This is a genomic window from Pseudomonas aeruginosa (genome assembly GCF_001457615.1).
Lineage (GTDB): Bacteria > Pseudomonadota > Gammaproteobacteria > Pseudomonadales > Pseudomonadaceae > Pseudomonas > Pseudomonas aeruginosa.
In genome coordinates this window covers 986,054-1,011,072 of sequence record NZ_LN831024.1, presented here as the reverse complement: position 1 = coordinate 1,011,072, position 25,019 = coordinate 986,054, and the positions used below count along the sequence as shown (strand labels likewise).

Genomic DNA, 25,019 nt, shown 5'->3' with positions numbered 1-25,019 from the left:
CCGCGGGACGGGCGCCCGCTGGCCTCGTGAGCGGGCGGGCGCCGGTCGGTCAGTTGAACAAACCGTAGAAGAACAGGCGGATGCTATCCCACAGGCGGCGGAAGAAACCACCCTCCTCGACGGCGTTGAGGGCGACCAGGTCGGCGCTGCGGATGACCTTGTCGTCCAGCTTCACTTCCACCTTGCCGATCACCTGGCCCTGCTGGATCGGCGCCATCAGCTGCGGCTCCAGGACCATGCTGGCCTGCAGCTTCTGCATCTGGCCGCGCGGCAGGGTCATGGTCAGGTCTTCGGCGAGGCCGGCTTTCACTTCATGCTCGGAACCCTTCCAGACCAGGCCCTTGGTCAGCTCGGTGCCCTTCTTGTAGAAGTTGCGGCTTTCGAAGAAGCGGAAGCCATAGGTCAGCAGCTTCTGGGTCTCGGCGGCGCGGGCCTGCTCGCTGTTGGTGCCGAACACCACGGCGATCATGCGCTGGCCGTCGCGTACCGCGGAAGCCACCAGGCAGTAGCCGGCTTCGTCGGTGTGGCCGGTCTTCAGGCCGTCGACGGTCTTGTCGCGCCACAGCAGCAGGTTGCGGTTCGGCTGCTTGATGTTGTTCCAGAGGAATTCCTTCTGCGCGTAGATCGCGTAGTGGCTCGGCTCGCCGTAGATGATCGCGCGGGCCAGCACCGCCATGTCGCGGGCGGAGGAATAGTGGTCCGGGTTGGGCAGGCCGGTGGCGTCCATGAAGTGGGAGTTGGTCAGGCCCAGCTTCTGCGCGGTGGTGTTCATCATGTCGGCGAAGGCGTCTTCGCTGCCGGCGATATGCTCGGCCAGGGCGACGCTGGCGTCGTTGCCGGACTGGATGATGATGCCATGCAGCAGGTCGCTCACCGATACCTGGCTGCCGACCTTGATGAACATCCGCGAACCGCCGGTGCGCCAGGCATGTTCGCTGACGGTGACCAGGTCGTTCTCGCCGATGCGGCCGGCCTCGATCTCCTTGGTGGCGATGTAGGCGGTCATCAGTTTGGTCAGGCTGGCCGGCGGCAGGCGCTGGTCGCCGTTGTTCTCGACCAGAACCTGGCCGCTCTCGCCGTCCATCAGGACGTACGACTTGGCGGCCAGTTGCGGCGGCGCCGGAACCATGGATTCAGCAGCCCAGCCAGCCGTAGGGGCGATGAACAGGACAAGCAGTGACAAGCGTTTCGCGATAGTGGTGATGTTCATCCGTCTCTCTGGTTCTACCAATGGTCAAACAATCCCTTGCGGGAATTCCCTGCGTGAGTAGGCGCTCAGTCGGGGCGTACCAGCGTCGGCTGGCCAAGGTTGGCCACGCGGATGCTGTCCTGGGTGCGGCTAACCTCGTCCGCCGAACCGATCGGTCCCAGCCGCACCCGGTGCAGAATCTGCTGGTTGCGCACGACCGAGCTGATAAACACCGGCGCAGCCGTCACGCCGCTCAGCTTGGCCTTCAGCAGCTCCGCCGCATCCGGGTTGGCGAAGGCGCCCACCTGGAGATACAGGCCATCGGCTGGTAATGAAGCGTTTTTTTTTGAGTCGATCTGCACCGGCAGCACGGCGGCCGCGTGCTGCGCCGGCGGCGGAGTGTAGGTCTCGATCGGCTGGGCCATCGCCACCGCCTGCGTCTGCGCCGCGGCGGGAGCGGCCTGGGCCACCGCCTGCTTGGGCTGCGCCAGGACCATCGGTGCCGGCCGGCCGCGCTGGGCCCACCACTGCACCGGGTCGATGCCTTCGACCTTGACCCGCGCGGTGCCGGTCTCGGCATAGCCGAGCTTCTTCGCCGCGGCGAAGGACAGGTCGATGACCCGGTCGGAATAGAACGGGCCGCGGTCGTTGACGCGGACGATCACGCTCTTGCCGTTGTCCAGGTTGGTCACCCGCACATAGCTCGGCAACGGCAGGGTCTTGTGCGCGGCGGTCATGCCGTAGAGGTCGTAGGTCTCGCCGTTGGCGGTGGCCTGGCCGTGGAACTTGGTGCCGTACCAGGACGCGGTGCCGACCATCCGGTAGGCCCGCGCATCGTTCATCGGGTAGTAGGTCTTGCCCAGCACGGTGTAGGGGTTGGCCTTCACCGAACCGTTGTGCGGCATCGGCACCGCATCGGGGATCCGCGACACGTCGACGTCCCACCAGGGGGCGCCGTCGCGATGCGGACGGGAATAGTCGCCCGGCCCGGAAATGCCCGCCTGCCTGGCCGGCTGCTGGGGCGCCTTGCTGGAGCAACTGCTCAACAGCACGGCCGCCAGCCCGAGGCCGCAGACGGCGGGCAGGATCAGGGAGGAGCGGACACGCTTGCTCAATGGGCACCTCGCGCGCGGGCAATCTCGCCCGCCAGCTGATAAACCGCCATGGCATACATGGCGCTGCGATTATAGCGGGTGATCACGTAGAAGTTCGGCAAACCGACCCAATACTCGATGCCCTTGTCGCCGACGAAACGCATCGCCGTGACCTTCTGGTCGTCGCGCAGCGCATCGTGGGTGCGCCAGCCGCGGGCACGCAGCTCGCCCAGGCTCATGGTCGGGTCGACGCCCCTGGTCACCGCGCTCTCGGCGCTCTCGTCGTTGATCTCGGCCACCGAGACCACCGGCTCGCCGGTGACCCAGCCGTGCTGCTTGAAGTAGCTGGCGACGCTACCGATGGCGTCGGTCGGGTCACTCCAGATATTGATGTGGCCATCGCCGTCGAAGTCCACCGCGTAGGCGCGGAAGCTGCTCGGCATGAATTGCGGCAGGCCCATGGCGCCGGCGTAGGAGCCGGTCAGGCTGAGCGGGTCGACCTGCTGTTCGCGGGCGAGCAGGAGGAACTCGCGCAACTCCTTGCGGAAGAAGTCGGCTCGCGGCGGGTAGTCGAAGCCGAGGGTGGACAGCGCGTCCATCACCCGGTAGCTGCCGGTGTTGCGGCCGAAGAAGGTTTCCACGCCGATGATCGAGACGATGATCTCGGCCGGCACGCCGTATTCCTTCTCCGCCCGCGCCAGGTCTTCGGCATGCTTGTTCCAGAAGTCGACGCCACGACTGATGCGCGCGTCGCTGATGAAGATCGGCCGGTATTCCTTCCACTGCTTGACCCGCTCGGCCGGGCGCGAGATCGCATCGAGGATCGACTGCTTGCGGTTCACGTCGCGGAACAGCCCCATCAGCTGCTCTCCGGCGAAGCCGTAGTCGCGGGTCATTTCGCTGACGAACTCGGCCACTTGCGGCGAGCCGTCGTAGTCCCCCGCCTGGGCCGCCCCGGACAGGCCAATGACGCCGGCTACGCCGACCCATTGGACGCCCCTGGCCGCCCATGTACGCAGTACTTGCATTGCGTTCTTCACTCTTGGTCTCAAACCTGGGCGATCCACTTCCGATGGGTATGGATCGACATCAGAACCCCGAACCCTGACAACAGGGTAACCAGCGAAGTTCCGCCATAACTAATGAAAGGCAGCGGTACCCCCACCACCGGCAACAACCCGCTCACCATACCGATATTCACGAAGACATAAACGAAAAACGTCATGGTGATGCCACCGGCCAGCAGTTTGCCGTAGAGCGTCTGCGCCTGGGCGGTGATCACCAGGCCACGACTGATCAGCAGCAGGTAGAGCACCAGCAGCAGGCAGACGCCGACCAGGCCGAACTCCTCGCCGAGGACCGCAATGATAAAGTCGGTATGGCTTTCCGGCAAAAAATCCAGGTGCGACTGGGTGCCCAGCAGCCAGCCCTTGCCGAATACCCCGCCGGAACCGATGGCCGCCTTAGACTGGATGATGTTCCAGCCGGTGCCCAGCGGGTCGCTTTCCGGGTCGAGGAAGGTCAGCACCCGCTGTTTCTGGTAGTCGTGCATGATGAAGAACCACATCGCCACGGCGATCGGCACCGCCGCCGACACCGCGCCGACGATCCAGCGCCAGCGCAGGCCGCCGACGAACAGCACGAAGCCGCCGGAAGCGAGGATCAGCATGGCGGTGCCGAGGTCGGGCTGTTTCAGGATCAGCACGAACGGGGTGATGATGATCGCCAGGCTGATCACCATGTGCTTGAGCCCCGGCGGCAGGTTGCGCTTGGACAGGTACCAGGCCACCGTCATCGGCATCAGCAGCTTCATGAACTCCGAGGGCTGGAAGCGGATCACCCCGGGGATGTTGATCCAGCGCGTCGCCCCCTTGGCGTCGTGGCCGATCACGTCGACCACCACCAGCAGCGCGACCCCCACCAGGTAGCCCAGCGGCACCCAGCGGGCCATGAAGCGCGGCTCGATCTGGGCGATGACCACCATCATGCCCAGTCCCAGGCCGAACGAGGTGGCCTGCTTCATCAGCATGTCCCAGCTCTTGCCGCTCGCCGAATAGAGGACGAACAGGCCGGTGGCGCCGAGGATCAGCAACAGCAGCAGGAGAATCCCGTCGATGTGCAGGCGCTGCAACAGGCTGGCGCGCCGGCGCATCACGTCTTCGTTGGACAGGGTGCGGTCGAAGTTACTGTTCAAGGGCGGGCGCCTCCGGCTCGGCTGCCGTGGGTTCGGGCTTGGCCACCGCCGCCGCGAGCGGCGCGACGGGTTCCGCGTATTCGGCCTTGAGCTTGCCGTGCTCGTCGAGCAGCCAGGCGTCCATCACCTGCTTGACCACCGGGGCGGCGACGCCGGAGCCGGACTCGCCGTTCTCCACCATCACCGCCACCGCGATCTGCGGGTTGTTGGCCGGCGCGAAGCCGACGAACAGGGCGTGGTCGCGGTGCCGCTCGAGCAGCTTGGAGCGGTCGTAGCGCTCGTTCTGCTTGATCGCCACCACCTGGGCGGTACCGCTCTTGCCGGCGATCAGGTAGGCCGAGGTGGCGCCGACCTTGCGCGCCGTGCCGCGGGCGCCATGCACCACCTGCTGCATGCCGTAGTCGACGCGGTCCCAGTTGGCCGGGTCGCGCAGCACGATGTCGGGCATCGGGTCGGGGTCGACCGGCGGCTGGCCGTCGATGGTCTTGGCCAGGTGCGGGCGGATCCAGTGGCCCTTGTTGGCCAGCAGCGCGGTCATCTGCGCCAGTTGGATCGGCGTCGCCTGCATGTAGCCCTGGCCGATGCCGAGGATCAGGGTCTCGCCCGGGTACCAGACCTGGCGGCGGGTCTTGCGCTTCCATTCGCGCGAGGGCATCAGCCCGTCGGCTTCGCCGAACATGTCCAGGGCGACTTTCTGGCCGAAGCCGAAGCGGCTCATGAAGGCGTGCAGGCGGTCGATCCCCAGCTTGTGCGCGAGGTCGTAGAAATAGGTGTCGTTGGACCGGTAGATCGCCGACTCCAGGCTCACCCAGCCATCGCCGTAGCGGTTCCAGTTACGGTACTTGTGGTCGTAGTTGGGCAACTGGTAGTAGCCGGGGTCGAAGACCCGCGAGGTCGGCGTGACCACCCCGGCGTCGAGGCCGGCCAGCGCCACCGCCGGCTTCACCGTCGAGCCCGGCGGATAGAGCCCGCGCAGGACGCGGTTGTACAGGGGCCGGTCGATGGAGTCGCGCAGCTCGGCATAGGCCTTGAAGCTGATGCCGGTGACGAACAGGTTGGGGTCGTAGCTCGGCTGGCTGACCATCGCCAGCACGTCGCCGGTGGACGGCTGGATCGCCACGATGGCGCCCCGCCGCCCGGCCAGGGCGTTCTCGGCGGCCTCCTGCAGGCGGCTGTCGATGCTCAGGACGATGTCCTTGCCGGGAATCGGGTCGGTGCGCTTGAGCACCCGCAGCACCCGCCCGCGGGCGTTGGTCTCGACTTCCTCGTAGCCAACCGTGCCGTGCAACTCGCTCTCGTAGAAGCGCTCGATGCCGGTCTTGCCGATATGGTGGGTGCCGCTGTAGTTGATCGGGTCGAGGTTCTTCAGTTCCTGCTCGTTGATCCGCCCGACGTACCCGACCGAATGGGCGAAGTGCTCCTTCAGCGGGTAGTGGCGGACGAACTGGGTCGCCACGTCGACGCCCGGCAGGCGGAACTGGTTCACCGCGATGCGGGCGATCTGTTCCTCGTTGAGTTCGAACATGATGGGAACCGGCTCGAACGGACGCCGCCCCTGCTTCATGCGCTTCTCGAAGATGGCCCGGTCGTCCTCGGTCAGGCCGAGGATCTCCACCAGCGTGTCGAGGGTCTTCTGCAGGTCCTCGGTGCGTTCGCGGGTGATGGTCAGGCTGAAGCTCGGCCGGTTGTCGGCGATGATCACGCCGTTGCGGTCGAAGATGATCCCGCGGGTCGGCGGGATCGGCTGCACATGGACCCGGTTGTTCTCCGACAGCGTCGAGTGGTACTCGTACTGGGTCACCTGCAGGTGGTACATGCGCGCCACCAGCACCAGGGTCAGCAAGACCACCGCCACCGCCCCGACGATGACGCGCCGACGCACCAGGCGGGCGTCTTTCTCGTGGTCTTTCAGGTGGATCGGCTGCGGCATCGGGACTGGGGACTATTTGTGGTAGGGGTGCCCGGACAATACGGTCCAGGCCCGGTAGATCTGCTCGCCGACCAGGATCCGCACCAACGGGTGCGGCAGCGTCAACGGCGACAGCGACCAGCGCTGCTCGCTGCGCGCGCAGACCTCCGGCGCCAGCCCTTCCGGGCCGCCGACCATGAGATTCACGGTGCGTGCGTCGAGACGCCAGCGATCCAGTTCGCGAGCCAGTTGCTCGGTGCTCCAGGGCCGACCTTCGACCTCCAGGGTCACCACCCGTTCCCCCGGCTGCACGCGCGCCAGCATGGCCTCGCCTTCCTGACGGATCAGGCGCGCCACGTCGGCGTTCTTGCCGCGGGTGTTGAGCGGGATCTCCACCAGTTCGAGGGACAGCTCGGCCGGCAGGCGCTTGACGTATTCCTGCCAGCCTTCCTCGACCCAGCGAGGCATGCGCGAGCCAACCGCGATCAGGCGCAACCGCATGCCGGCGTCACTCTTCCGGCTGGTGCTGGGCGCGGCTCTGCTCGGCGCCCTGCCACAGGCGCTCCAGGTCGTAGAACTGGCGGGTCGCCGGGAGCATCACGTGGACCACCACGTCGCCCAGGTCGAGCAGCGCCCATTCGCCGGACTCCAGGCCTTCGCTGCCCAGGGGCTTGACGCCGTTTTCCTTGGCCTTGGTCAGGACGTTGTCGGCCAGCGACTTGACCTGGCGGCTGGAACTGCCGCAGGCGATCACCATGTAGTCGGTGACGCTGGTCTTGTCCCGCACATCGAGGGTCACGATGTCCTGGGCCTTGAGGTCTTCCAGGGCATCGATGGCCACTTGGACGAGTTGTTCGGTTTGCATTGAGTCGGTCTCTGTTTCTTTATCAGTGTGGCGCACGATACAGGTGGTGCGCCTCGATGTAGTTCAATACCGCGTCCGGCACCAGGAAACGCACGGAGCGCCCGGCACCCAGCAGCGCGCGGATCTGGGTGGCGGACACCGCCAGCGGCGTCTGCCAGACGAAGGTGATCTGTCCGCCCGGCCCTTTCAGGGCCTGCGGGTCGGCCACGCTCCGCGCCGCCAGCAGGTCGCGCAGCGACTCCGGCGGCTCGCTGTCGGCATCCGGACGCTGCAACACGACGATGTGGCAGTGATCCAGCAACGCCTCCCAGCGGTGCCACGTCGGCAAGCCGCAGAAGGCATCCCAGCCGATCAGCATGAACAACTGGTCGTCGGCCGCCAGCTCCGCCCGCACCGACTCCAGGGTGTCGATGGTGTAGGACGGCTTGTCGCGCTGCAGTTCGCGGGGATCGACCGTCAATCGCTCGACTCCCGCCACCGCCCGCTCGACCATCGCCAACCGCTGCGCGGCCGACACCTGCGGGGTTTCCCGGTGCGGCGGCCGCGCATTGGGCAGCAGGCGCAGTTCGTCGAGGGCGAACTGCTCGGCCATTTCCACGGCGCTGCGCATATGTCCGATATGCACGGGGTCGAAAGTGCCGCCGAACAGGCCGATACGTTTGCCCATCAGGTGCGCACGTGACCGTCGCCGAAGACGACGTACTTCTCGCTGGTCAGGCCTTCCAGGCCGACCGGGCCGCGGGCGTGCAGCTTGTCGGTGGAAATCCCGATCTCGGCGCCGAGGCCGTACTCGAAGCCGTCGGCGAAGCGGGTCGAGGCGTTGACCATCACCGAAGCGGAATCCACTTCGGCGAGGAAACGCCGCGCATCGCTGAAGTTCTCGGTAATGATCGCGTCGGTGTGCTGCGAGCCGTAGGTGTTGATGTGCTCGATCGCCGCGTCCAGCCCGTCGACGATGCGGATCGACAGGATCGGCGCGTTGTACTCGGTACGCCAGTCCTCCTCGGTAGCCTCCAGCACGTCTGCGCCGAGCAGCGCACGGGTCGCGGCGTCGCCGCGCAGTTCCACGCCCTTCTCGCGGTAGATCGTGGCCAGGGGCGGCAGCGCCCGCTCGGCGATACCGGCATGCACCAGCAGCGTCTCCATGGTGTTGCACGGCGCGTAGCGCTGGGTCTTGGCGTTGTCGGCGACGCGAATCGCCTTGTCCAGGTCGGCGGCGACATCGATGTAGACGTGGCAGATGCCGTCCAGGTGCTTGATCACCGGCACCTTGGCCTCGCGGCTGATGCGCTCGATCAGGCCCTTGCCGCCGCGCGGGACAATCACGTCGACGTATTCGGGCATGCTGATCAGCGCGCCGACCGCGGCGCGGTCGGTGGTTTCCACCACCTGCACGGCGGCGGCCGGCAGGCCGGCCTCGGCCAGGCCCTGCTGGATGCAGCGGGCGATCGCCTGGTTGGAGTGGATCGCCTCGGAGCCGCCGCGCAGGATGGTCGCGTTGCCGGACTTCAGGCACAGGCTGGCGGCGTCGATGGTCACGTTCGGCCGCGACTCGTAGATGATCCCGACCACGCCCAGCGGCACGCGCATCTTGCCGATCTGGATGCCCGAGGGCACGTAGCGCATGTCGCGGATCTCGCCGATCGGGTCGGGCAGCGTGGCGACCTGGCGCAGGCCCTCGATCATGTCGTCGATGCGCGCCGGGGTCAGCGCCAGGCGGTCCAGCATCGCCGGCTCCAGGCCATTGGCGCGGCCGGCGGCGAGGTCCTGCTCGTTGGCGTGGGACAACTCCGCGCGGGCGGCGTCCAGCGCATCGGCCGCGGCCAGCAGGGCGCGGTTCTTCTGCGCGGTGGCGGCGCGCGCGAGCAACCGCGAGGCGGCGCGGGCATCGCGGCCCAGGCGGCTCATATAGTCGAGGACGGACTCGGTCATGGTCTCGGCATCTGGCGTCAGGGAAATGCGCGATTATAGCGAGCCAGCCCCGGCGCGCCCAGCCGCAACAGCCGGTCGGTAGACAGTGCGTTCCGCGGCCCCGGCGGTAACGCGGCGGCCCCGCTGCGCCTGGGCCTGTGCGCGAGACGGTGACACCCGGGCGCAGGCGCCGGCCGAAGGATAGGTAAACAAAATTGCTACCTCTGTTTACCTTCGAAGCGAGCCTGGCCACTGCCACCCACCGGCACCCGCTCGGCAGAACAACAATAACGACGCACACACCGCGGGGCCTCGCCATGCGCTACCGTACCGACTACAGCGCGCAGTCGCTAAGCAGCGAACCGGATATCCTCTTCCTAGACGGCTGGCAACTGCGCTACCAGGCCTTCGCCGCCCGCGCCGACGACCCGCGCCCGCCGGTGCTCCTGCTGGGCGGCGCCTTCCAGAGCTTCCGCTCGTTCACCGGCGAGGTCAGCGAACTGCTCGCCGAGCACCCGGTGATCCTGCTCGACCTGCCGAGCCAGGGCGGCAACCTGCAACTGGCGGCGGAACTGAGCCTGGAAGACCTCGCCGACCTGATCGCGGCCTTCGCCGAACAGCTCGGCCTGCCGCCGTTGATGCCCATCGGCCTGTCCTACGGCTCGGCCCTGGCCGCGCTGTTCGCCGCCCGCCATCCGCGCCGCTGCGCGCGCCTGCTACTGGCCGGCATCACCGCATTCGGCCGCCCCGGTGCGCGGCTGCTGCTGGAAGAAGCCCTGGCCCGGCTCGACGAGGGCGACCAGAGCGCCTTCGCCCACGGCGTACTGACCGGCCTGATCAACCCGCTACAGCTGGAACGTACCGGCGTCTCCCCGGTATTTCGCAAGGCCATGCTGCGCCAGTTGCAACGCCTGACCGCGGCGGAGATCGAACGCTACCGGCAGAATAGCCGGCGCCTGCTGGCCTTCGGCGGCTTCGAGCGGCACCCGACCTGCCCGACCCTGGTGCTCGCCGGCGAGTACGACCATTTCACCCAGCCCTGGGAACATGCGGTGTTCGCCCATGCCTGCGGGAACGCCGAGTTCGCCCTGATCCACGACGCCGACCATCTTGCCCAGTTCGAACGACGCGAGGCCTGCGCCCGGCTCTACGGCCCGTTCCTGCGCGGCGAGGCACTGCCGGAGCGCGCCGAGGGCAGCACGCGGATCCCGCGCACGCGCCTGCTCGGCCTGGAGCGACGCTTCGAGGTCCGACATCGGCCAGCCCAGGGGCACGCTCGGCTGGAACATCCGCAGTTCGGCGTCTATGCGGCGGAACTGATGGAACTCGGCTATTTCGGCGGGCGGCTGCACGCCGAGCTGCCCGAATCCCGCCCGCAACGCGGCTGGCGGTTGTGCTGCGACGGCCTGGCGGACTTGGACATCCTGCCCCTGCGCTCGACCGCCGGCGGCTTCGCCTTCATCTTCCCGCACTCCGATCCGGCGGCCAGCGCCGGACTGGCCGACCTCCTCGCCGCCTGGGAGCGAGCGGAGGTCGCCTGAGAGGCGGCTATGCCGTGCGGCTTTCGATCACCCGCACCAGGCTCGGCAGGCGTCCCTGCGGCAAGCCCAGGGCGGCGCCTTCGCGCTGCGGGTCGAGCACCAGGGTGGAGGCGAAGCCGCAGCGGGCGAAGGCCGCCTCGATTTCCGCGGCATTGCGGTAATGCAACGGATAGCTTCCCCGCGTCAGCCGCCCGATGATCCCCACTCCCCAGCGGATCTGCCGGTAGCGCGGGTGCTCGCGGAGATCGGGATAGAGGTCGGTCAGGTAGGTGCCCTGGGGGAAGCGTTTAAGTTCGGTCGCCAGGCGACTCCAGAAGGCCTCGATCACCGGGCGCTGGAAATAGTTCACCAGCCCCTCGGTGATCACCACCAGCGGGCGCTCGCGATCGAGCCCGGCGAACAGCGCGGCAAGGCTGCGCTCGCCGTCCTCGGCGAGGATATCCACAGCCGCCACCGCGTGCTCCGGGCCCAGCCACCCCTGCTCGCGGAGCAACGCCGCCTTGCGCGCGGCCATCGGCGGCAGGTCGGCCTCCAGGTAGCGCAACTGTGGATAGCGTTGCCGGAAGCGTCGCCCACGCGGCGAGAGCCCGCAGGCCATTTCCACCACCTGGACCACTCCCTCGCGTTCGACGGCCTGGGTCAGGCGCGCGTCGATCATGAGGTGTCTTTGTAACAGGAAATCCTCGATGTTCAGTCCGAAACCGAGCTGCGCGCCCCAGTTGATCGGCGCGACGAAGCCGTGTACCCAGCGGCCGAAGACGGTGGCGAAGGCCGGTTCGGCGAGTCGATGGCGGAACCAGACGTACCCGGTGTAATGGGCGCTGGGCGTGATGTGGGCACTGTCGACACGCTCTCGTTCAACCATGATTCAGGCTCTTGTTGTTATCATTCGCCAGCCTATGACTGCCATGGTCCCAGCGACAATCCCATGTCCCGCGATCCCATCCTTAGTTTGCCCTGGCCCGACGCCCGGCCGCTCCCCGACACCTTCTTCGACCGCGATGCGTTGCTGGTCGCCCGCGAGTTGCTGGGCAAGGTGATCCGCCATCGCCAGGGCAATCTCTGGCTGGCGGCGCGAATCATCGAGACCGAGGCCTACTACCTGGAGGAGAAAGGCAGCCATGCCTCGCTCGGCTACACCGAGAAGCGCAAGGCACTGTTCCTCGACGGCGGGCACATCTATATGTATTACGCGCGCGGCGGCGACTCGCTGAACTTCAGCGCCGGCGGGCCGGGCAATGCGGTGCTGATCAAGTCCGGCCATCCCTGGCTGGATCGCATCAGCGACCACACGGCGCTGGAGCGGATGCAGAGCCTGAACCCGGACAGCCAGGGCCGGCCCCGCGAGATCGGCCGCCTGTGCGCCGGCCAGACCCTGCTGTGCAAGGCCATGGGGCTGAAGGTGCCGGAGTGGGACGCACAGCGCTTCGACCCGCAGCGACTGTTCGTCGACGATGTCGGCGAGCGCCCCAGCCAGGTGATCCAGGCCGCTCGGCTGGGCATTCCGAAGGGGCGCGACGAACACCTGCCGTACCGTTTCGTCGATGCCACCTTCGCCGCCTTCTGCACCCGCAACCCACTGCGCCGCGGCCAGGTCGCCGGGCGCGACTATCATCTACTCGGACATCAGGACCCGCACCTGCAATGAGTCTCGACAGCTTCAACGCCTGGATGGCCGCCAACCCCGAGTGGCTGGGGCTGGCCATCTTCCTCATCGCCTTTCTCGAATGCGCGGCCATCGTCGGTATCGTCCTGCCCGGCGTGGTGCTGCTGTTCGGCGTCGCGGTGATCGCCGGCAGCGGCGCCCTCGGCCTCGGCGAAACCCTGCTGCTGGCCTACGCCGGCGGGGTGCTGGGCGACCTCAGCTCGTACTGGATCGGCCGCCGCTTCCACCAGAACATCCGCCGCCTGCCCGGCCTGCGCAGCCATCCGCAGTGGATCACCGCCGCCGAGGTGTACTTCGAACGCTACGGTATCGCCAGCCTGCTGGTCGGCCGCTTCATCGGCGCCCTGCGACCGATGCTGCCGATGGTCGCCGGCATGCTCGACATGCCGTTCGGCCGTTTTCTCGGCGTTTCGCTGATCGCCGCCGCCGGCTGGGCGGTCGCCTACCTGTTGCCCGGCTGGGCCACCGGCGCAGCCCTGCGCCTGCCGTTGCCGGAAGGCTTCTGGAGCGAAGCCGGGATCGTCGCGGCCTGCCTGGCGGTGCTGGTCGGCGTGGTAGTCCAGGCCAGCCTGCGGCGCAAACGCTGGGCAACCGCTGTGGCGGCCGCGCTGAGCCTGGTCCTGCTGCTGGCGATGACCGTCGCCTGGCCGTACCTCCAGGACCTCGACCAGGGCCTGATGACGCTGGTCCAGGAGCATCGTAACGCCGACCTGAACCCGGTGATGGTGGTGGTCACCCGGCTCGGCGATTTCCGCACCCAGTTCATCGCCGGCGCGCTGCTCGGCGGTATCCTCCTGCTGACCCGGCAATGGCGTCCGGCCATCTTCGCCATCGGCACCCTGGTGGGTACCGCGCTGGCCAACCAGACCCTGAAGACCCTGTTCGCCCGCGCCCGCCCGGAAGTGCTGGCCGAACCGCTGAGCAGCTTCAGCTTCCCCAGCGGACACAGCTCGGCGTCCTTCGCCTTCTTCCTCACCCTGGGCGTCCTCGCCAGCCGCCAGCAACCGCCGCGCTGGCGCCTGACCTGGGTACTGCTGGCGGTGATCCCGTCGCTGAGCATCGCCCTGTCGCGGGTCTACCTTGGCGTGCACTGGCCGTCGGACATCGTCGCCGGCGCCCTGCTCGCCACTACGGTCTGCGCCGCCAGCCTGTGGCTGAGCCAGCGCCGCGAGTCGCTGCCGGCGCTGCCGCAACGGGTCTGGTGGCTGCTGTTGCCGGTCTGCGTGGCGACCCTGGCGATCGCCGCCGGCTGGGCCCTGCCGGAAGCCATTGCGCGCTACCGGCCGCTGTGAGGGTTGGCGCTCAGTCGATACCCAACTCGCCCTGCAGGTGCTCCAGCAGCACCTGGATCCGCGCCAGTTGCATCTGCGCGTCGGGCAGGGCGAGCAGTTCGAGCTTGCGTTCGGTATCGAACGGCAGCAGGTAGGCCAACTGGTTGGCCAGGTCCTGCTGGCCGCCGGGCTCGCCGCCCATCTCCAGCGCGGCCACCATCGGATGCTCGGCCAGCACGCTGAGCAACGCGGCGAGATCGTTGTGTTCGTAGGTCAGGGGTTGCTCCGGCAGGTCTTCGAACCACTCGATCTCGCCGACGCTGAGCTGGTCGGCCTGGACCTCCACCGACAGCACCTGGAAACGCCGTCCGCCCTCCACGCGGATGCCCAGCAGGCCGTTCGGGCGCTGCTGCCAGTCGCGGACCGAGGCCTCGCAGCCGACCATCGCCAGGCGGCTCGGCGCTTCGCCGACCTCCCGCCCTTCGCCGATGGTCACCACGCCGAAACCGGTGCCCTGCTTCATGCAGCGGCTGATCATGTCCAGGTAGCGCGCCTCGAAGATCTGCAGGTCCAGGCGGCAACCGGGGAACAGCACGGCGTTGAGGGGAAACAACGGCAACTTCATCGCGACTCCTCGGGCATCGTCAGGCAACCAGCGCTACCGCCAACGGTAGCAGCACTGCGGTGGCAACGCCCATCAGGCTCATCGCCAGGGCGGCGAAGGCACCACACTCCTCGCCTTCCTGCAAGGCCCGCGAAGTGCCCACCGCGTGGGCCGTCATGCCCAGCGCCATGCCCTGCGCGGCGGGGTGCCGGACGCCGATGGCGCGCAGCAGCTCCGGCCCGAGGATCGCCCCGAGCACCCCGGTGATCAGTACGAACACGGCGGCCAGCGCCGCCACGCCGCCGATCTGGCTGGCCACCAGCATGGCGATCGGCGAGGTCACCGACTTCGGCGCCATGCTCATCAGCATCCGCGGCTCGGCACCGAACAGCCAGCCGAATGCGATGCCCAGCACCGTCGCCAGCGTACCGGCGACCACCAGGGTCAGCAGGGTCGGCCAGAACAATTGGCGGATACGCCGCAGGTTGAGGAACAGCGGCACCGCCAGGGCCACCGTGGCGGGGCCGAGGAGAATGGTCAGGACCTTGGCGCTGGCACTGTATTCGTCGTAGTCGATGCCGCAAAGCAGCAGCACGCCGATCACCACCAGCATCGATACCAGCACCGGCTGCAGGAACACCCAGCGGGTCCGTTCATAGGCGGCCAGGGCCAACTGGTAGGCGCCCAGGGTCACGCCGACGCCGAACAGCGGATGGTGGATCACCGCCTCGAGGGCGGCCTGCCAGGCCATCAGGACTCCTCCCGGCGACGTTGCTGGCGATCGATGAGCTTCTGCATCATCCAGCCGGCGAACAGGAACGACAGCACCAGCGACAGTACCAGCGCGCCGACGATGGCCCAGAAGTCAGCGGCGATCTCCCGCGCATAGGCCATCACCCCGACCGCCGCCGGCACCAGCAGCAGCGGCAGGTAGCGCAGCAACGAGCCGGCCGCCTCGTTGACCGGCTTGCCGACCTCGCCACGCGCCAGGAAATAACCGAACAGCAGCACCAGGCCGATGATCGGACCGGGCAGCATGGGCAACAACAGAACGTTCAGACCTGTGCCGAGCAACTGGAACAGCACCAGCCAGGTCAGACCACGAAGCAACATGGGCACCTCCAGCAAGGGCCGACCATTATGCCCAGCCCGCCGGGACATTGGCACGCTCCTCGCCTATCCATCAGTCGCAGTCGCGGCACCGCATGACGCGATATTCGCCAGGCCGATGGTTTCTTGACCCGGTCGCCAACGCGTGCTGATCTTCCTGCACCATGAGAACAACAGCCATCCTCCCGGAGGACTTATGCCATTCGTACCCGTAGCAGCGCTCAAGGACTATGTCGGCAAGGATCTCGGCCATTCCGAATGGCTCACCATCGACCAGGAGCGGGTCGACCAGTTCGCCGAATGCACCGGCGACCACCAGTTCATCCACGTCGATCCGGAGAAGGCGGCGAAGACGCCCTTCGGCGGCACCATCGCCCACGGTTTCCTGTCCCTGTCGCTGATCCCGAAGCTGATGGAAGGCCTGCTGGTGCTTCCCGAAGGACTGAAGATGGCGGTCAACTACGGCCTCGATACGGTGCGCTTCATCCAGCCGGTGCGGGTCGGCTCGCGGGTCCGCCTGGGCCTGACCCTGCTCGACGTCAACGAGAAGAATCCCGGCCAGTGGCTGATCAAGGCGCGCGCCACCCTGGAGATCGAAGGCCAGGAGAAACCCGCCTACATCGCCGAGACCCTCAGCCTCTGCTTCGTCTGAGCCCGCCCCAGCGAGCGCTGCCGTTCGCTTGACGGCCAGGCGCCTTCGCGCCCCTCTCCCCCCTTCCAAAAGCCCCCGCTCGCGGGGGCGCTCTGGGCCGGCAGGGAAATACCCTACTGCCAGGCAACGATTTTTCCGCCACACTGTCTCCCCTCCACCCTCGGACCGAACCACTCATCGGGAACGCCGCATGCTTCGCCCCGCCAGGTCTCTCTCGCTCTGCTCCGCCCTGGTCATCCTGCTCGCCGCCTGTGGCGAGGGCGAACCGCTGCTCCCGGCCGATGCGCGCCTGCCTGACGGCGCGCGCTATCGCGGCGAGCTGGTGGACGGGCGCCTGGAAGGCCAGGGCCGGCTGGACTACGACAACGGCGCCTGGTACGCCGGCCGCTTCGAGCATGGCCTGCTGCACGGCCATGGCACCTGGCAGGGCGCCGACGGCAGCCGCTACAGCGGTGGCTTCGCGGCCGGCCTATTCGACGGTCAGGGACGCCTGGCGATGGCCGATGGCAGCGTCTACCAGGGCGGTTTCCGCCAGGGCCTGTTCGATGGCGAAGGCAGCCTGGAACAACAGGGCACTCGCTACCGCGGCGGTTTCCGCAAGGGCCTGTACAGCGGCCAGGGCACGCTGGACGGCAGCGATGGCAGCCGCTACCAGGGCAGCTTCCGCCAGGGCCGCCTGGAAGGCGAAGGCAGCTTCAGCGACAGCCAGGGCAACCAGTACGCCGGTACCTTCCGCGACGGGCAACTGAACGGCAAGGGGCGCTGGAGCGGGCCCGATGGCGACCGCTACGTCGGCCAGTTCAAGGACAACCAGTTCCATGGCCAGGGGCGCTACGAAAGCGCCAGCGGCGATGTCTGGATCGGCCGCTTCAGCGAAGGCGCGCTGAACGGCCCCGGCGAGCTTCTCGGCGCCGACGGCAGCCGCTACCGCGGCGGTTTCCAGTTCTGGCGCTTCCATGGCCAGGGCCTGCTCGAACAACTGGACGGCACCCGCTACGAAGGCGGCTTCGCCGCCGGCGCCTATGCCGGCCAAGGCACCCTGGACCGCGCCGACGGCAGCCGTGAGCAGGGACTCTGGGCCGACGGCAAGCGCATCCGCGACGCCGCCGGCAAGGCCCTGCCCGACACTCTGGAAATCGGCCTGTTGGCCCAGGGTCGCCTGCTCGACGAAGAACTGCGCAAGATCCCGGCCTCGACGCCGGCCAGCGAACTCTATGCCCTGAGCCTGGGCGGCGATGGCCGCCAGGGCGTGTTCCTGCGCGAGGCCGATTACGCCGGCGACCTGCTCGGCCAGCGTTTCGCCGCTCGTGGCGTGATTCGCCTGGTCAACCACCGCGACCACTTCGGCGACCGCCCGCTGGCTACCCGGGAAAGCCTGTCCCGCGCCGTGCGCACCCTGGCCGAACGCAGCGGGCCGGAAGACCTGGTCTTCATCTACCTGACCAGCCACGGCTCCAGCGACCACCAGTTGGCCCTGGACATGCCCGGCCTGAACCTCGGCGACCTGCCGGCCGCGGAACTGGCCGAACTGCTCGCGCCGCTGCGCCAGCGCGACAAGGTGCTGGTGGTATCGGCCTGCTACAGCGGGGGCTTCATCCCGCCGCTGAAAGACGAACGTACCCTGATCCTGACCGCCGCGCGTGCCGACCGGGTCTCGTTCGGCTGTTCCGACGACGCCGACTTCACCTATTTCGGCCGCGCCTTGCTGGCCAATGCGCTGAACCGCACCGACGATCTGTCCAAAGCGTTCGAACTGGCGAAAGAGGAAGTGCGTCAAAGGGAGAAGGAGGAAGGTTTCGAAGCTTCGGAACCGCAAGCCTGGTTACCGGAACGCGTGCTCGCGCACTGGCGGACGCTGCGGGGGCAGCAAGCCGAGCGCGCGCTCGCGTCCCGGGAAGGAAAAACCGGCGAGGGCGCGGCGGGCAAATAGATACGCCGCGCACTACGCTCATTGGTGTGGAAGGGGAGAAACACACATGCACTCGACGCCCAAGCGCGTTCTGCTCGCCGGCGCGACCGGTCTTACCGGCGAGCACCTGTTGGATCGGATATTGAGCGAGCCGACCCTGGCCAAGGTCATCGCCCCTGCCCGCAAGGCGCTGGCCGAGCATCCGCGGCTGGACAACCCGGTCGGCCCGCTGGCCGAGCTGCTGCCGCAACTCGACGGCAGCATCGATACCGCCTTCTGCTGCCTCGGCACCACGATCAAGGAAGCCGGCTCGGAGGAGGCCTTCCGCGCGGTCGATTTCGACCTGCCGCTGGCGGTGGGCAAGCGCGCGCTGGAGATGGGCGCCCGGCATTACCTGGTGGTCAGCGCCCTGGGCGCCGACGCCAAGTCGTCGATCTTCTACAACCGGGTCAAGGGCGAACTGGAGCAGGCCCTGCAGGAACAGGGCTGGCCACAACTGACCATCGCCCGGCCATCGCTGCTGTTCGGCCCGCGCGAGGAATTCCGCCTGGCCGAGATCCTCGCTGCGCCGATCGCCCGCATTCTTCCCGGCAAGTACCACGGCATCGAGGCCTGCGACCTGGCCCGCGCGCTCTGGCGCCTGGCGCTGGAGGAAGGCAAGGGCGTGCGCTTCGTCGAGTCCGACGAACTGCGCAAGCTGGGGAAATGAGCCTGGGGCGGGTCCCGCCCTACATGCCGCCGCTGATGCCCAGGTTGAGGCCGATGGCGGTGGCCAGCGAGAACGGCAGCAACAGGGTGTCCAGCAGCGCGCTGCCCGGCAGGTCGAGCCCCGGATGGGCCGGCGCCTCCGCGCCGAAGCGTTCCATCGGGCAGCAGCCGCCGTGCAGGCTGTACCAATCCAGCCGGGTGCCGGCGTAGACCACCGGCGCCCCTGGCTTGGCCGCATCCAGGGTGCGCACGGTGGCGCAACCGCTCATCTGCACCGCCAGGACCAGCAGCAGCACCCTACTCGTCGCTGACAAGGTGCTGTTCCCCCCAGCGCGGCAGCATATCCTGGGGAATCCCCAGGGTGTTGAGGATTCGCGCGACGACGAAGTCCACCAGGTCCTCCACCGATTGCGGCTGGTGGTAGAAGCCCGGCGCCGCCGGCAGGATCACCGCGCCGAGGTTGGACAGCTTGAGCATGTTTTCCAGGTGGATACTGGAGAACGGCGCCTCGCGCGGCACCAGCACCAGCGGCCGGCGCTCCTTCAGGGCGACATCGGCGGCGCGCTCGATGAGGTTGTTGCAGGCCCCCGTGGCGACCGCCGACAGGGTGCCGGTGGAACACGGGCAGATCACCATGGCATTGGGCGCGCTGGAGCCGGAGGCCGGCGGCGCCATCCAGTCGTTCTGGCCGAACACGCGGATCTGTCCGGCGGCGGCACCGCAATATTCGGTGAGGAAGGCCTGCATCGCCTGCGGCTTGGCCGGCAAGGCCACGTCGGTCTCGGTGGCCATCACCAGTTGCGCGGCCTTGGAGATCAGGAAGTGCACCTCGCGCTCTTCCTGCACCAGGCAATCGAGCAAGCGCAGGCCGTACTGGGCGCCGGAGGCGCCGGTCATCGCCAGGGTAATGCGTTCCGGACCGCTCATCGCGCCCCTCACTCGGCCAGCGCCGCGGCCAGCTTGCCGTGCAAGCCGCCGAAGCCGCCGTTGCTCATGATCACCACTTGCGCGCCGGGCCTGGCCTGCTGGCGCACCTGCTCGATGATCGCCTCCAGGGTATCGCAGACCTGCGACGGTATCGCGCATTGCGCGGCGGTGGCGGCCAGGTCCCAGCCCAGGTTCGGCGGCGCGTACCAGAGCACCTGGTCGGCCTGGCGCACGCTGTCCGGCAGGCCGTCGCGATGAGCGCCGAGCTTCATCGAGTTGGAACGCGGCTCGACGATGGCGATCACCTGGGTATCGGCGCCAACCTGCTTGCGCAGGCCGTCGAGGGTGGTGGCGATGGCGGTCGGATGGTGGGCGAAGTCGTCGTAGAGGGTCACGCCCCGGACCTCCGCGACCTTCTCCATGCGCCGCTTGACGTTGCGGAATTCGCTGAGCGCCGCCGCGCCCTGGCTGGGCATCACGCCGACATGGCGCGCCGCCGCCAGGCTGGCGAGGGCGTTGGCGACGTTGTGCAGGCCGGTCAGCGGCCAGTCCACCTCGCCCTGGACGATGCCGTCGAACAGCACCTCGAAGCGCGAGCCGTCCTCGGCGAGCAGGCGCGCCTGCCACTGGCCGCCTTCGCCGGTGGTCTGCACCGGGGTCCAGCAGCCCATCCCGAGTACGCGCTCCAGGGCTTTCTCGGCGCTCGGGCGAATGATCAGGCCCTCGCCCGGCACAGTGCGCACCAGATGGTGGAACTGCCGCTCGATGGCCGCGAGGTCGGGGAAGATATCCGCGTGGTCGAATTCCAGGTTGTTCAGGATCGCCGTGCGCGGGCGGTAATGGACGAACTTCGAGCGCTTGTCGAAGAAGGCGCTGTCGTACTCGTCGGCCTCGACCACGAAGAACGGCGTACCGCCCAGGCGCGCCGAAACCCCGAAGTTCTGCGGCACCCCGCCGATCAGGAAGCCCGGGCTCATGCCGGCGTGCTCCAGGACCCAGGCGAGCATGCTGGTGGTGGTGGTCTTGCCGTGGGTACCGGCCACCGCCAGCACCCAGCGTCCTTGCAGCACGTGGTCGGCCAGCCACTGCGGGCCGGAAACGTAGGGCAGGCCCTTGTTCAGGACATGCTCCACCGCCGGATTGCCGCGCGACAGGGCGTTGCCGATCACTACCAGGTCCGGCGCCGGCTCCAGGTGGGCCGGATCGTAGCCCTGCATCAACTCGATGCCCTGGGCTTGCAGCTGGGTGCTCATGGGGGGGTAGACGTTGGCGTCGGAACCGGTCACCCGGTGGCCCAGTTCCTTGGCCAGCACGGCCAGCGAGCCCATGAAGGTCCCGCAGATGCCGAGTACGTGGATGTGCATGCAGACTCCTGCAGATCAAGCCGTCGAAGGCGCTGTGAATGGGCGGCAGATTAGCACAGCGGAGGCGCCGGCCGCCCGGCGTCGCGGCATCAGACGACGCGGCGTCGACGGGGTTCCCGCCGGCCTCGCGGCGGCCCGCCTGGAGCCGTCCCGCCCGTCAGGCCTGGCCGCGCACCAGGCCGTGCCGGCGCAGCTTGCGATACAGGGTGTTGCGGCTGATCCCCAGTTGCTCGGCCACCCGGCTCACGTGCCAGCGCTGGCCGTCCAGCGCCGCCAGCAACGCGGCTCGCTCGGCGTCGTCCAGGCTGTTGCCCGCGGCCGGGGCGGGCGCCGCTGCGGCGGGCGGCAGCGCCGCCAGGGCCTGGCGGATATCCGCGGGCAGGTCGCGCAGGCCGACCCGGCCGTCCTCGCAGAGTGCCACCAGGGTCCGCAGCACCGTGCGCATCTGCCGGACGTTGCCCGGCCAGCGGTAGGCCAGCAGGCCCTGGCGAACCTCGCCGTCGAGCTGGATGCGCTGGCCCCTGGCCTCCTCGGCCAGCAGGTAGTCCAGCAGCTCCTCGCGGTCGCTGCGCTCGCGCAGCGGCGGCAGGCTCACGACCATGCCATTGAGGCGGTAGTAGAGATCCTCGCGGAAGCGTCCATCGGCGACCAGCCCGGCCAGGTCGCGGTGGGTAGCGCTGATCAGGCGCACGTCGACGTCCTCCGGCTCGCCGCCCAGCGGTACCACCCGGCGCTCTTCCAGCACCCGCAGCAGGCGGGTCTGCAAGGCCAGTGGCATGTCGCCGATCTCGTCGAGGAACAGGGTGCCGCCGTCAGCCTGCTGCAACTTGCCGCGCATGCCCTCCTTGCGCGCGCCGGTGAAGCTGCCGCCGCGATAACCGAACAGTTCGCTCTCGATCAGGGTTTCCGGGATCGCCGCGCAGTTCAGCGCGACGAACGCCTGTTCCGCGCGCGGGCCGGCCAGGTGCACGGCCTTGGCGAAGGCCTCCTTGCCGGAACCGGTCTCGCCGTTGAGCAGCAGCGGCACGTCGCGCGCGTAGACCTTCAGCGCCCGGCGGAAATCGGCGGCCAGCTCGGCGTCGCCCAGGCACAGGCCGGGCGCGGCAGGCGCCGGCTTCGCTGCCGTGGGCACCGCCAGGGCCTGGGGTATCGCCCGCGGCGCGCCGCGCAGCATGGCGTACAGGGTCCGTCCCTCGCGGGTGCGCAGCGGCCAGCTGGCGCTGGGTTGCGGCGAGGCGCGACCGAGCAGGTCGTCGAGACGGCAATCGAAGAAGGTCTCCACCGGCTGGCCGAGCAGGCGCTGGCGCGGACAACCGAGCAGGTTCAGCGCGCTCTGGTTCACCGCGCGGATCCGCCCGTCTTCCTCGAAGGCCAGCAGCCCTTCGCTGAACAGGCCGACATAGTCGCCCTGGACATGGAAGCGCAGTAGCCAGGAGCCCTCGAAGCGACGGAGGAAATAGCAGCCCTCGATGATCTTCGCCGACAGGTTGACCAGCGCCATGGTGTGGAACTGGCTCTGCCGCGAGACTTCCTGGCGCGCCGAAGACACGTCGAGCACCGCCATCAGCTCGCCCTGCGGATCGAACACCGGGCTCGCCGAGCAGGTCAGGCCGGTATGGCGGCTACGGAAGTGCTCTTCCTGCTGGATGGTCAGGGCCTGCCGCTCGACCACGCAGGTGCCGATGCCGTTGGTGCCTTCGCAGGGCTCGCTCCAGTCGGCACCGAGCCAGAGGCCGGCGTGTTCGAAGGTCTGGCGCTGGGCGTCGGCGTTGACGCAATTGAGGATCACCCCGCGGGCATCGGTGAGCAGTACCGCGTGGTCGTTGCCGGAAAGCTGCTGGTAGAGGCTGTGCATCTCGCCATCGGCGATCTCCAGCACCTGTTGCAGGCGCTCGCGGCGTTCGAGCATGCGCGCGTGCTCCAGCACCATCGGCGCCATCGGCTGGCCGGGATCGAGATGGTGCTGTTCCAGGCAGCGCAGCCAGGAGCGGGCGATGGACGGATCGGTCGCAGGGCCGCCCGGCGGGATCTTGCCCTGGGCGACGGTCAGCACTTGCCGCGCGTGGCGGCTCATGGAACTGGCAGGCATTGTTATGGTTCTCCGCGAGGGACGGGCCGTCTCTTGCCTGGGCGCGGTGGATCGGTCCGCGACTCTCCGGACGGCTATCGGTGCAGCATCCAACAGGCCGGGGCGCAATGCAACGACGGACTGACCGATGAGTCATGCGCTGCGCCGAAAACGGTACAGAGTGTCACTCACGAGCGTCCCGCCCGCGTGACAGGGAGCGTTCGCAAGCTCCCCTGCGAAACCTCCAGGACGCTCTACTCCGGGCCTTTCGCCACTCTGGCCCGGCCCTTGCTCCAGGCTTACGACAAGCGCGACAGCGCGTCCTCCCCTAATAAGCACAAGAGCCAGGAGATACCATCATGCGTTACGCCCATCCCGGTAGCGAAGGCGCCATCGTTTCCTTCAAGGCCCGCTACGGCAACTACATCGGCGGCGAGTTCGTGCCTCCGGTCAAGGGCCAGTACTTCACCAACACCTCGCCGGTGAACGGCCAGCCGATCGCCGAGTTCCCCCGTTCCACCGCCGAGGACATCGACAAGGCCCTCGACGCCGCCCACGCCGCCGCCGACGCCTGGGGCCGCACCTCGGTGCAGGAGCGCTCGAACATCCTGCTGAAGATCGCCGACCGCATCGAGCAGAACCTGGAACTGCTCGCCGTCACCGAGACCTGGGACAACGGCAAGGCCGTGCGCGAGACCCTCAACGCCGACATCCCCCTGGCCGCCGACCACTTCCGCTACTTCGCCGGCTGCATCCGCGCCCAGGAAGGCTCCGCCGCCGAGATCAACGACAGCACCGTGGCCTACCACATCCACGAGCCCTTGGGCGTGGTCGGGCAGATCATCCCGTGGAACTTCCCGCTGCTGATGGCCGCCTGGAAGCTGGCCCCGGCGCTGGCCGCCGGCAACTGCGTGGTGCTCAAGCCGGCCGAGCAGACCCCGCTGGGCATCTGCGTGCTGCTGGAACTCATCGGCGACCTGCTGCCGCCGGGCGTGCTCAACGTCGTCCAGGGCTTCGGCAGGGAGGCCGGCGAGGCCCTGGCCACCAGCAAGCGCATCGCCAAGATCGCCTTCACCGGTTCCACCCCGGTCGGCTCGCACATCCTCAAGTGCGCGGCGGAGAACATCATTCCCTCCACCGTCGAGCTGGGCGGCAAGAGCCCGAACATCTATTTCGAAGACATCATGCAGGCCGAGCCGGCGTTCATCGAGAAGGCCGCCGAGGGCCTGGTGCTGGCCTTCTTCAACCAGGGCGAGGTGTGCACCTGCCCGTCCCGCGCGCTGGTCCAGGAGTCGATCTACCCGGCGTTCATGGAAGAGGTGCTGAAAAAGGTCAGGGCGATCAAGCGCGGCGACCCGCTGGACACCGAGACCATGGTCGGCGCCCAGGCTTCCCAGCAGCAGTACGAGAAGATCCTCTCCTACCTCGACATCGCCCAGCAGGAAGGCGCCGAGCTGCTCGCCGGCGGCAGCGTCGAGAAGCTCGAAGGCAACCTGGCCAGCGGCTACTACATCCAGCCGACCCTGCTCAAGGGGCACAACGGCATGCGCGTGTTCCAGGAGGAAATCTTCGGCCCGGTGGTCGGCGTCACCACCTTCAAGGACGAAGCCGAGGCCCTGGCCATCGCCAACGACACCGAGTACGGCCTCGGCGCCGGCCTCTGGACCCGTGACATCAACCGCGCCTACCGCATGGGCCGCGGGATCAAGGCCGGTCGCGTGTGGACCAACTGCTACCACCTGTACCCGGCCCACGCCGCGTTCGGCGGCTACAAGAAGTCCGGCGTCGGTCGCGAGACGCACAAGATGATGCTCGACCACTACCAGCAGACCAAGAACCTGCTGGTGAGCTACGACATCAACCCGCTGGGCTTCTTCTAGTAGGACCCCGGACCGGCCGCGACCGCTCTTTCCCGGAGCGGTCGCGCCGGCTCGTGAAACACGCCGCCGAGGCTGACGGCGGCGCCCCTTCCACCTCCTCGCCAGGCCGATTGCAGAGCGGCTGGCATAGCTATTGCCTGCGTTCACCACGTACAGC

24 protein-coding genes are annotated in these 25,019 nt (G+C 68.1%); 7 read left to right on the top strand and 17 right to left on the bottom strand.

Annotation, left to right across the window (positions count from 1 at the left end):
- Positions 1-49 precede the first annotated feature (49 nt).
- The 9 genes from AT700_RS04725 to AT700_RS04685 all read right to left on the bottom strand — a co-directional run bounded on the left by AT700_RS04725 (position 50) and on the right by AT700_RS04685 (position 9,183).
- A complete protein-coding gene (locus tag AT700_RS04725; protein WP_003093182.1) occupies positions 50-1,210 on the bottom strand; it encodes a D-alanyl-D-alanine carboxypeptidase family protein in 1,161 nt (386 codons plus the stop codon).
- 65 nt (positions 1,211-1,275) lie between these two features.
- Positions 1,276-2,304, bottom strand: a complete 1,029-nt coding sequence (rlpA, locus tag AT700_RS04720) for a septal ring lytic transglycosylase RlpA (protein ID WP_003100310.1) — start codon at positions 2,302-2,304, stop codon at positions 1,276-1,278.
- On the bottom strand, positions 2,301-3,323 hold the full coding sequence (gene mltB / locus AT700_RS04715) for a lytic murein transglycosylase B (RefSeq protein WP_003132500.1): 1,023 nt from the start codon (positions 3,321-3,323) through the stop codon (positions 2,301-2,303). Before mltB ends, rlpA begins: the two co-directional genes overlap by 4 nt.
- 8 nt (positions 3,324-3,331) lie before the next feature.
- A complete protein-coding gene (rodA, locus tag AT700_RS04710) occupies positions 3,332-4,435 on the bottom strand; it encodes a rod shape-determining protein RodA (RefSeq protein WP_003114090.1) in 1,104 nt (367 codons plus the stop codon).
- Positions 4,436-4,466: 31 nt separating this feature from the next.
- Positions 4,467-6,407 (bottom strand): penicillin-binding protein 2, encoded by a 1,941-nt coding sequence (mrdA, locus tag AT700_RS04705; protein ID WP_003093191.1) that lies wholly within the window; start codon positions 6,405-6,407, stop codon positions 4,467-4,469.
- Positions 6,408-6,419: 12 nt separating this feature from the next.
- The gene (rlmH, locus tag AT700_RS04700) at positions 6,420-6,887 is read right to left on the bottom strand and encodes a 23S rRNA (pseudouridine(1915)-N(3))-methyltransferase RlmH (RefSeq protein ID WP_003093193.1); all 468 of its coding nucleotides are present in this window, start codon (positions 6,885-6,887) and stop codon (positions 6,420-6,422) included.
- Between the two features lie 7 nt (positions 6,888-6,894).
- Complete coding sequence (gene rsfS / locus AT700_RS04695) at positions 6,895-7,251, bottom strand: ribosome silencing factor (RefSeq protein WP_003100305.1); 357 nt, start codon at positions 7,249-7,251, stop codon at positions 6,895-6,897.
- Positions 7,252-7,273: 22 nt separating this feature from the next.
- A complete protein-coding gene (gene nadD / locus AT700_RS04690) occupies positions 7,274-7,918 on the bottom strand; it encodes a nicotinate-nucleotide adenylyltransferase (protein ID WP_003093199.1) in 645 nt (214 codons plus the stop codon).
- A complete protein-coding gene (locus tag AT700_RS04685; RefSeq protein ID WP_003100303.1) occupies positions 7,918-9,183 on the bottom strand; it encodes a glutamate-5-semialdehyde dehydrogenase in 1,266 nt (421 codons plus the stop codon). The genes nadD and AT700_RS04685 overlap by 1 nt, the downstream gene beginning before the upstream one ends.
- A gap of 296 nt (positions 9,184-9,479) precedes the next feature.
- Between AT700_RS04685 and AT700_RS04680 the strand changes: the two genes are divergently transcribed.
- On the top strand, positions 9,480-10,703 hold the full coding sequence (locus tag AT700_RS04680; RefSeq protein WP_003119193.1) for an alpha/beta fold hydrolase: 1,224 nt from the start codon (positions 9,480-9,482) through the stop codon (positions 10,701-10,703).
- A 7-nt stretch (positions 10,704-10,710) separates the two neighbouring features.
- On the opposite strand, the gene AT700_RS04675 is transcribed toward AT700_RS04680, so the two are convergent.
- Positions 10,711-11,568 (bottom strand): class I SAM-dependent methyltransferase, encoded by an 858-nt coding sequence (locus AT700_RS04675; RefSeq protein ID WP_003093206.1) that lies wholly within the window; start codon positions 11,566-11,568, stop codon positions 10,711-10,713.
- 63 nt (positions 11,569-11,631) lie between these two features.
- On the opposite strand from AT700_RS04675, the gene AT700_RS04670 reads away from it, so the two are divergent.
- A complete protein-coding gene (locus AT700_RS04670) occupies positions 11,632-12,351 on the top strand; it encodes a DNA-3-methyladenine glycosylase (RefSeq protein WP_003100299.1) in 720 nt (239 codons plus the stop codon).
- On the top strand, positions 12,348-13,661 hold the full coding sequence (locus AT700_RS04665; protein WP_003100297.1) for a bifunctional DedA family/phosphatase PAP2 family protein: 1,314 nt from the start codon (positions 12,348-12,350) through the stop codon (positions 13,659-13,661). Before AT700_RS04670 ends, AT700_RS04665 begins: the two co-directional genes overlap by 4 nt.
- A gap of 10 nt (positions 13,662-13,671) precedes the next feature.
- Here the strand turns inward: AT700_RS04665 and AT700_RS04660 are convergent, their stop codons facing one another.
- From AT700_RS04660 to AT700_RS04650, 3 genes are read right to left on the bottom strand one after another with little or no spacing between them, the layout of a single operon-like run.
- A complete protein-coding gene (locus AT700_RS04660) occupies positions 13,672-14,265 on the bottom strand; it encodes an LON peptidase substrate-binding domain-containing protein (RefSeq protein WP_003093212.1) in 594 nt (197 codons plus the stop codon).
- A 19-nt stretch (positions 14,266-14,284) separates the two neighbouring features.
- Entirely contained in the window at positions 14,285-14,995 is a 711-nt protein-coding gene (locus AT700_RS04655) for an LrgB family protein (RefSeq protein WP_003093214.1), read from the bottom strand.
- Entirely contained in the window at positions 14,995-15,357 is a 363-nt protein-coding gene (locus AT700_RS04650) for a CidA/LrgA family protein (RefSeq protein WP_003100294.1), read from the bottom strand. Before AT700_RS04650 ends, AT700_RS04655 begins: the two co-directional genes overlap by 1 nt.
- A 193-nt stretch (positions 15,358-15,550) precedes the next feature.
- Here AT700_RS04650 and AT700_RS04645 point away from each other — a divergent pair, with 193 nt between their 5' ends.
- From AT700_RS04645 to AT700_RS04635, 3 genes are all read left to right on the top strand, one after another.
- Positions 15,551-16,006 carry a MaoC family dehydratase gene (locus tag AT700_RS04645; RefSeq protein ID WP_003093220.1) on the top strand — a complete coding sequence of 152 codons (456 nt, stop codon included), beginning with the start codon at positions 15,551-15,553 and terminating at the stop codon, positions 16,004-16,006.
- Positions 16,007-16,196: 190 nt separating this feature from the next.
- Positions 16,197-17,936, top strand: coding sequence for a C13 family peptidase (locus AT700_RS04640; RefSeq protein WP_003118249.1), 1,740 nt, complete (start codon positions 16,197-16,199; stop codon positions 17,934-17,936).
- A gap of 46 nt (positions 17,937-17,982) precedes the next feature.
- Positions 17,983-18,624: an oxidoreductase gene (locus AT700_RS04635; RefSeq protein WP_003100290.1), complete on the top strand. Its 642-nt coding sequence runs from the start codon at positions 17,983-17,985 to the stop codon at positions 18,622-18,624.
- Between the two features lie 19 nt (positions 18,625-18,643).
- On the opposite strand, the gene AT700_RS04630 is transcribed toward AT700_RS04635, so the two are convergent.
- The 4 genes from AT700_RS04630 to eatR form a co-directional block, all read right to left on the bottom strand.
- Positions 18,644-18,892: a YceK/YidQ family lipoprotein gene (locus AT700_RS04630; RefSeq protein ID WP_044288658.1), complete on the bottom strand. Its 249-nt coding sequence runs from the start codon at positions 18,890-18,892 to the stop codon at positions 18,644-18,646.
- A gap of 28 nt (positions 18,893-18,920) precedes the next feature.
- Positions 18,921-19,550 carry a flavin prenyltransferase UbiX gene (ubiX, locus tag AT700_RS04625; RefSeq protein ID WP_003093227.1) on the bottom strand — a complete coding sequence of 210 codons (630 nt, stop codon included), beginning with the start codon at positions 19,548-19,550 and terminating at the stop codon, positions 18,921-18,923.
- 8 nt (positions 19,551-19,558) lie between these two features.
- Complete coding sequence (gene mpl, locus AT700_RS04620; RefSeq protein WP_003093229.1) at positions 19,559-20,914, bottom strand: UDP-N-acetylmuramate:L-alanyl-gamma-D-glutamyl-meso-diaminopimelate ligase; 1,356 nt, start codon at positions 20,912-20,914, stop codon at positions 19,559-19,561.
- 157 nt (positions 20,915-21,071) lie between these two features.
- Positions 21,072-23,003 carry a sigma-54-dependent transcriptional regulator EatR gene (gene eatR, locus AT700_RS04615; protein ID WP_003119186.1) on the bottom strand — a complete coding sequence of 644 codons (1,932 nt, stop codon included), beginning with the start codon at positions 23,001-23,003 and terminating at the stop codon, positions 21,072-21,074.
- Between the two features lie 338 nt (positions 23,004-23,341).
- Here eatR and AT700_RS04610 point away from each other — a divergent pair, with 338 nt between their 5' ends.
- Complete coding sequence (locus tag AT700_RS04610) at positions 23,342-24,862, top strand: aldehyde dehydrogenase family protein (RefSeq protein WP_003118247.1); 1,521 nt, start codon at positions 23,342-23,344, stop codon at positions 24,860-24,862.
- The last annotated feature ends 157 nt before the right edge of the window (positions 24,863-25,019 follow it).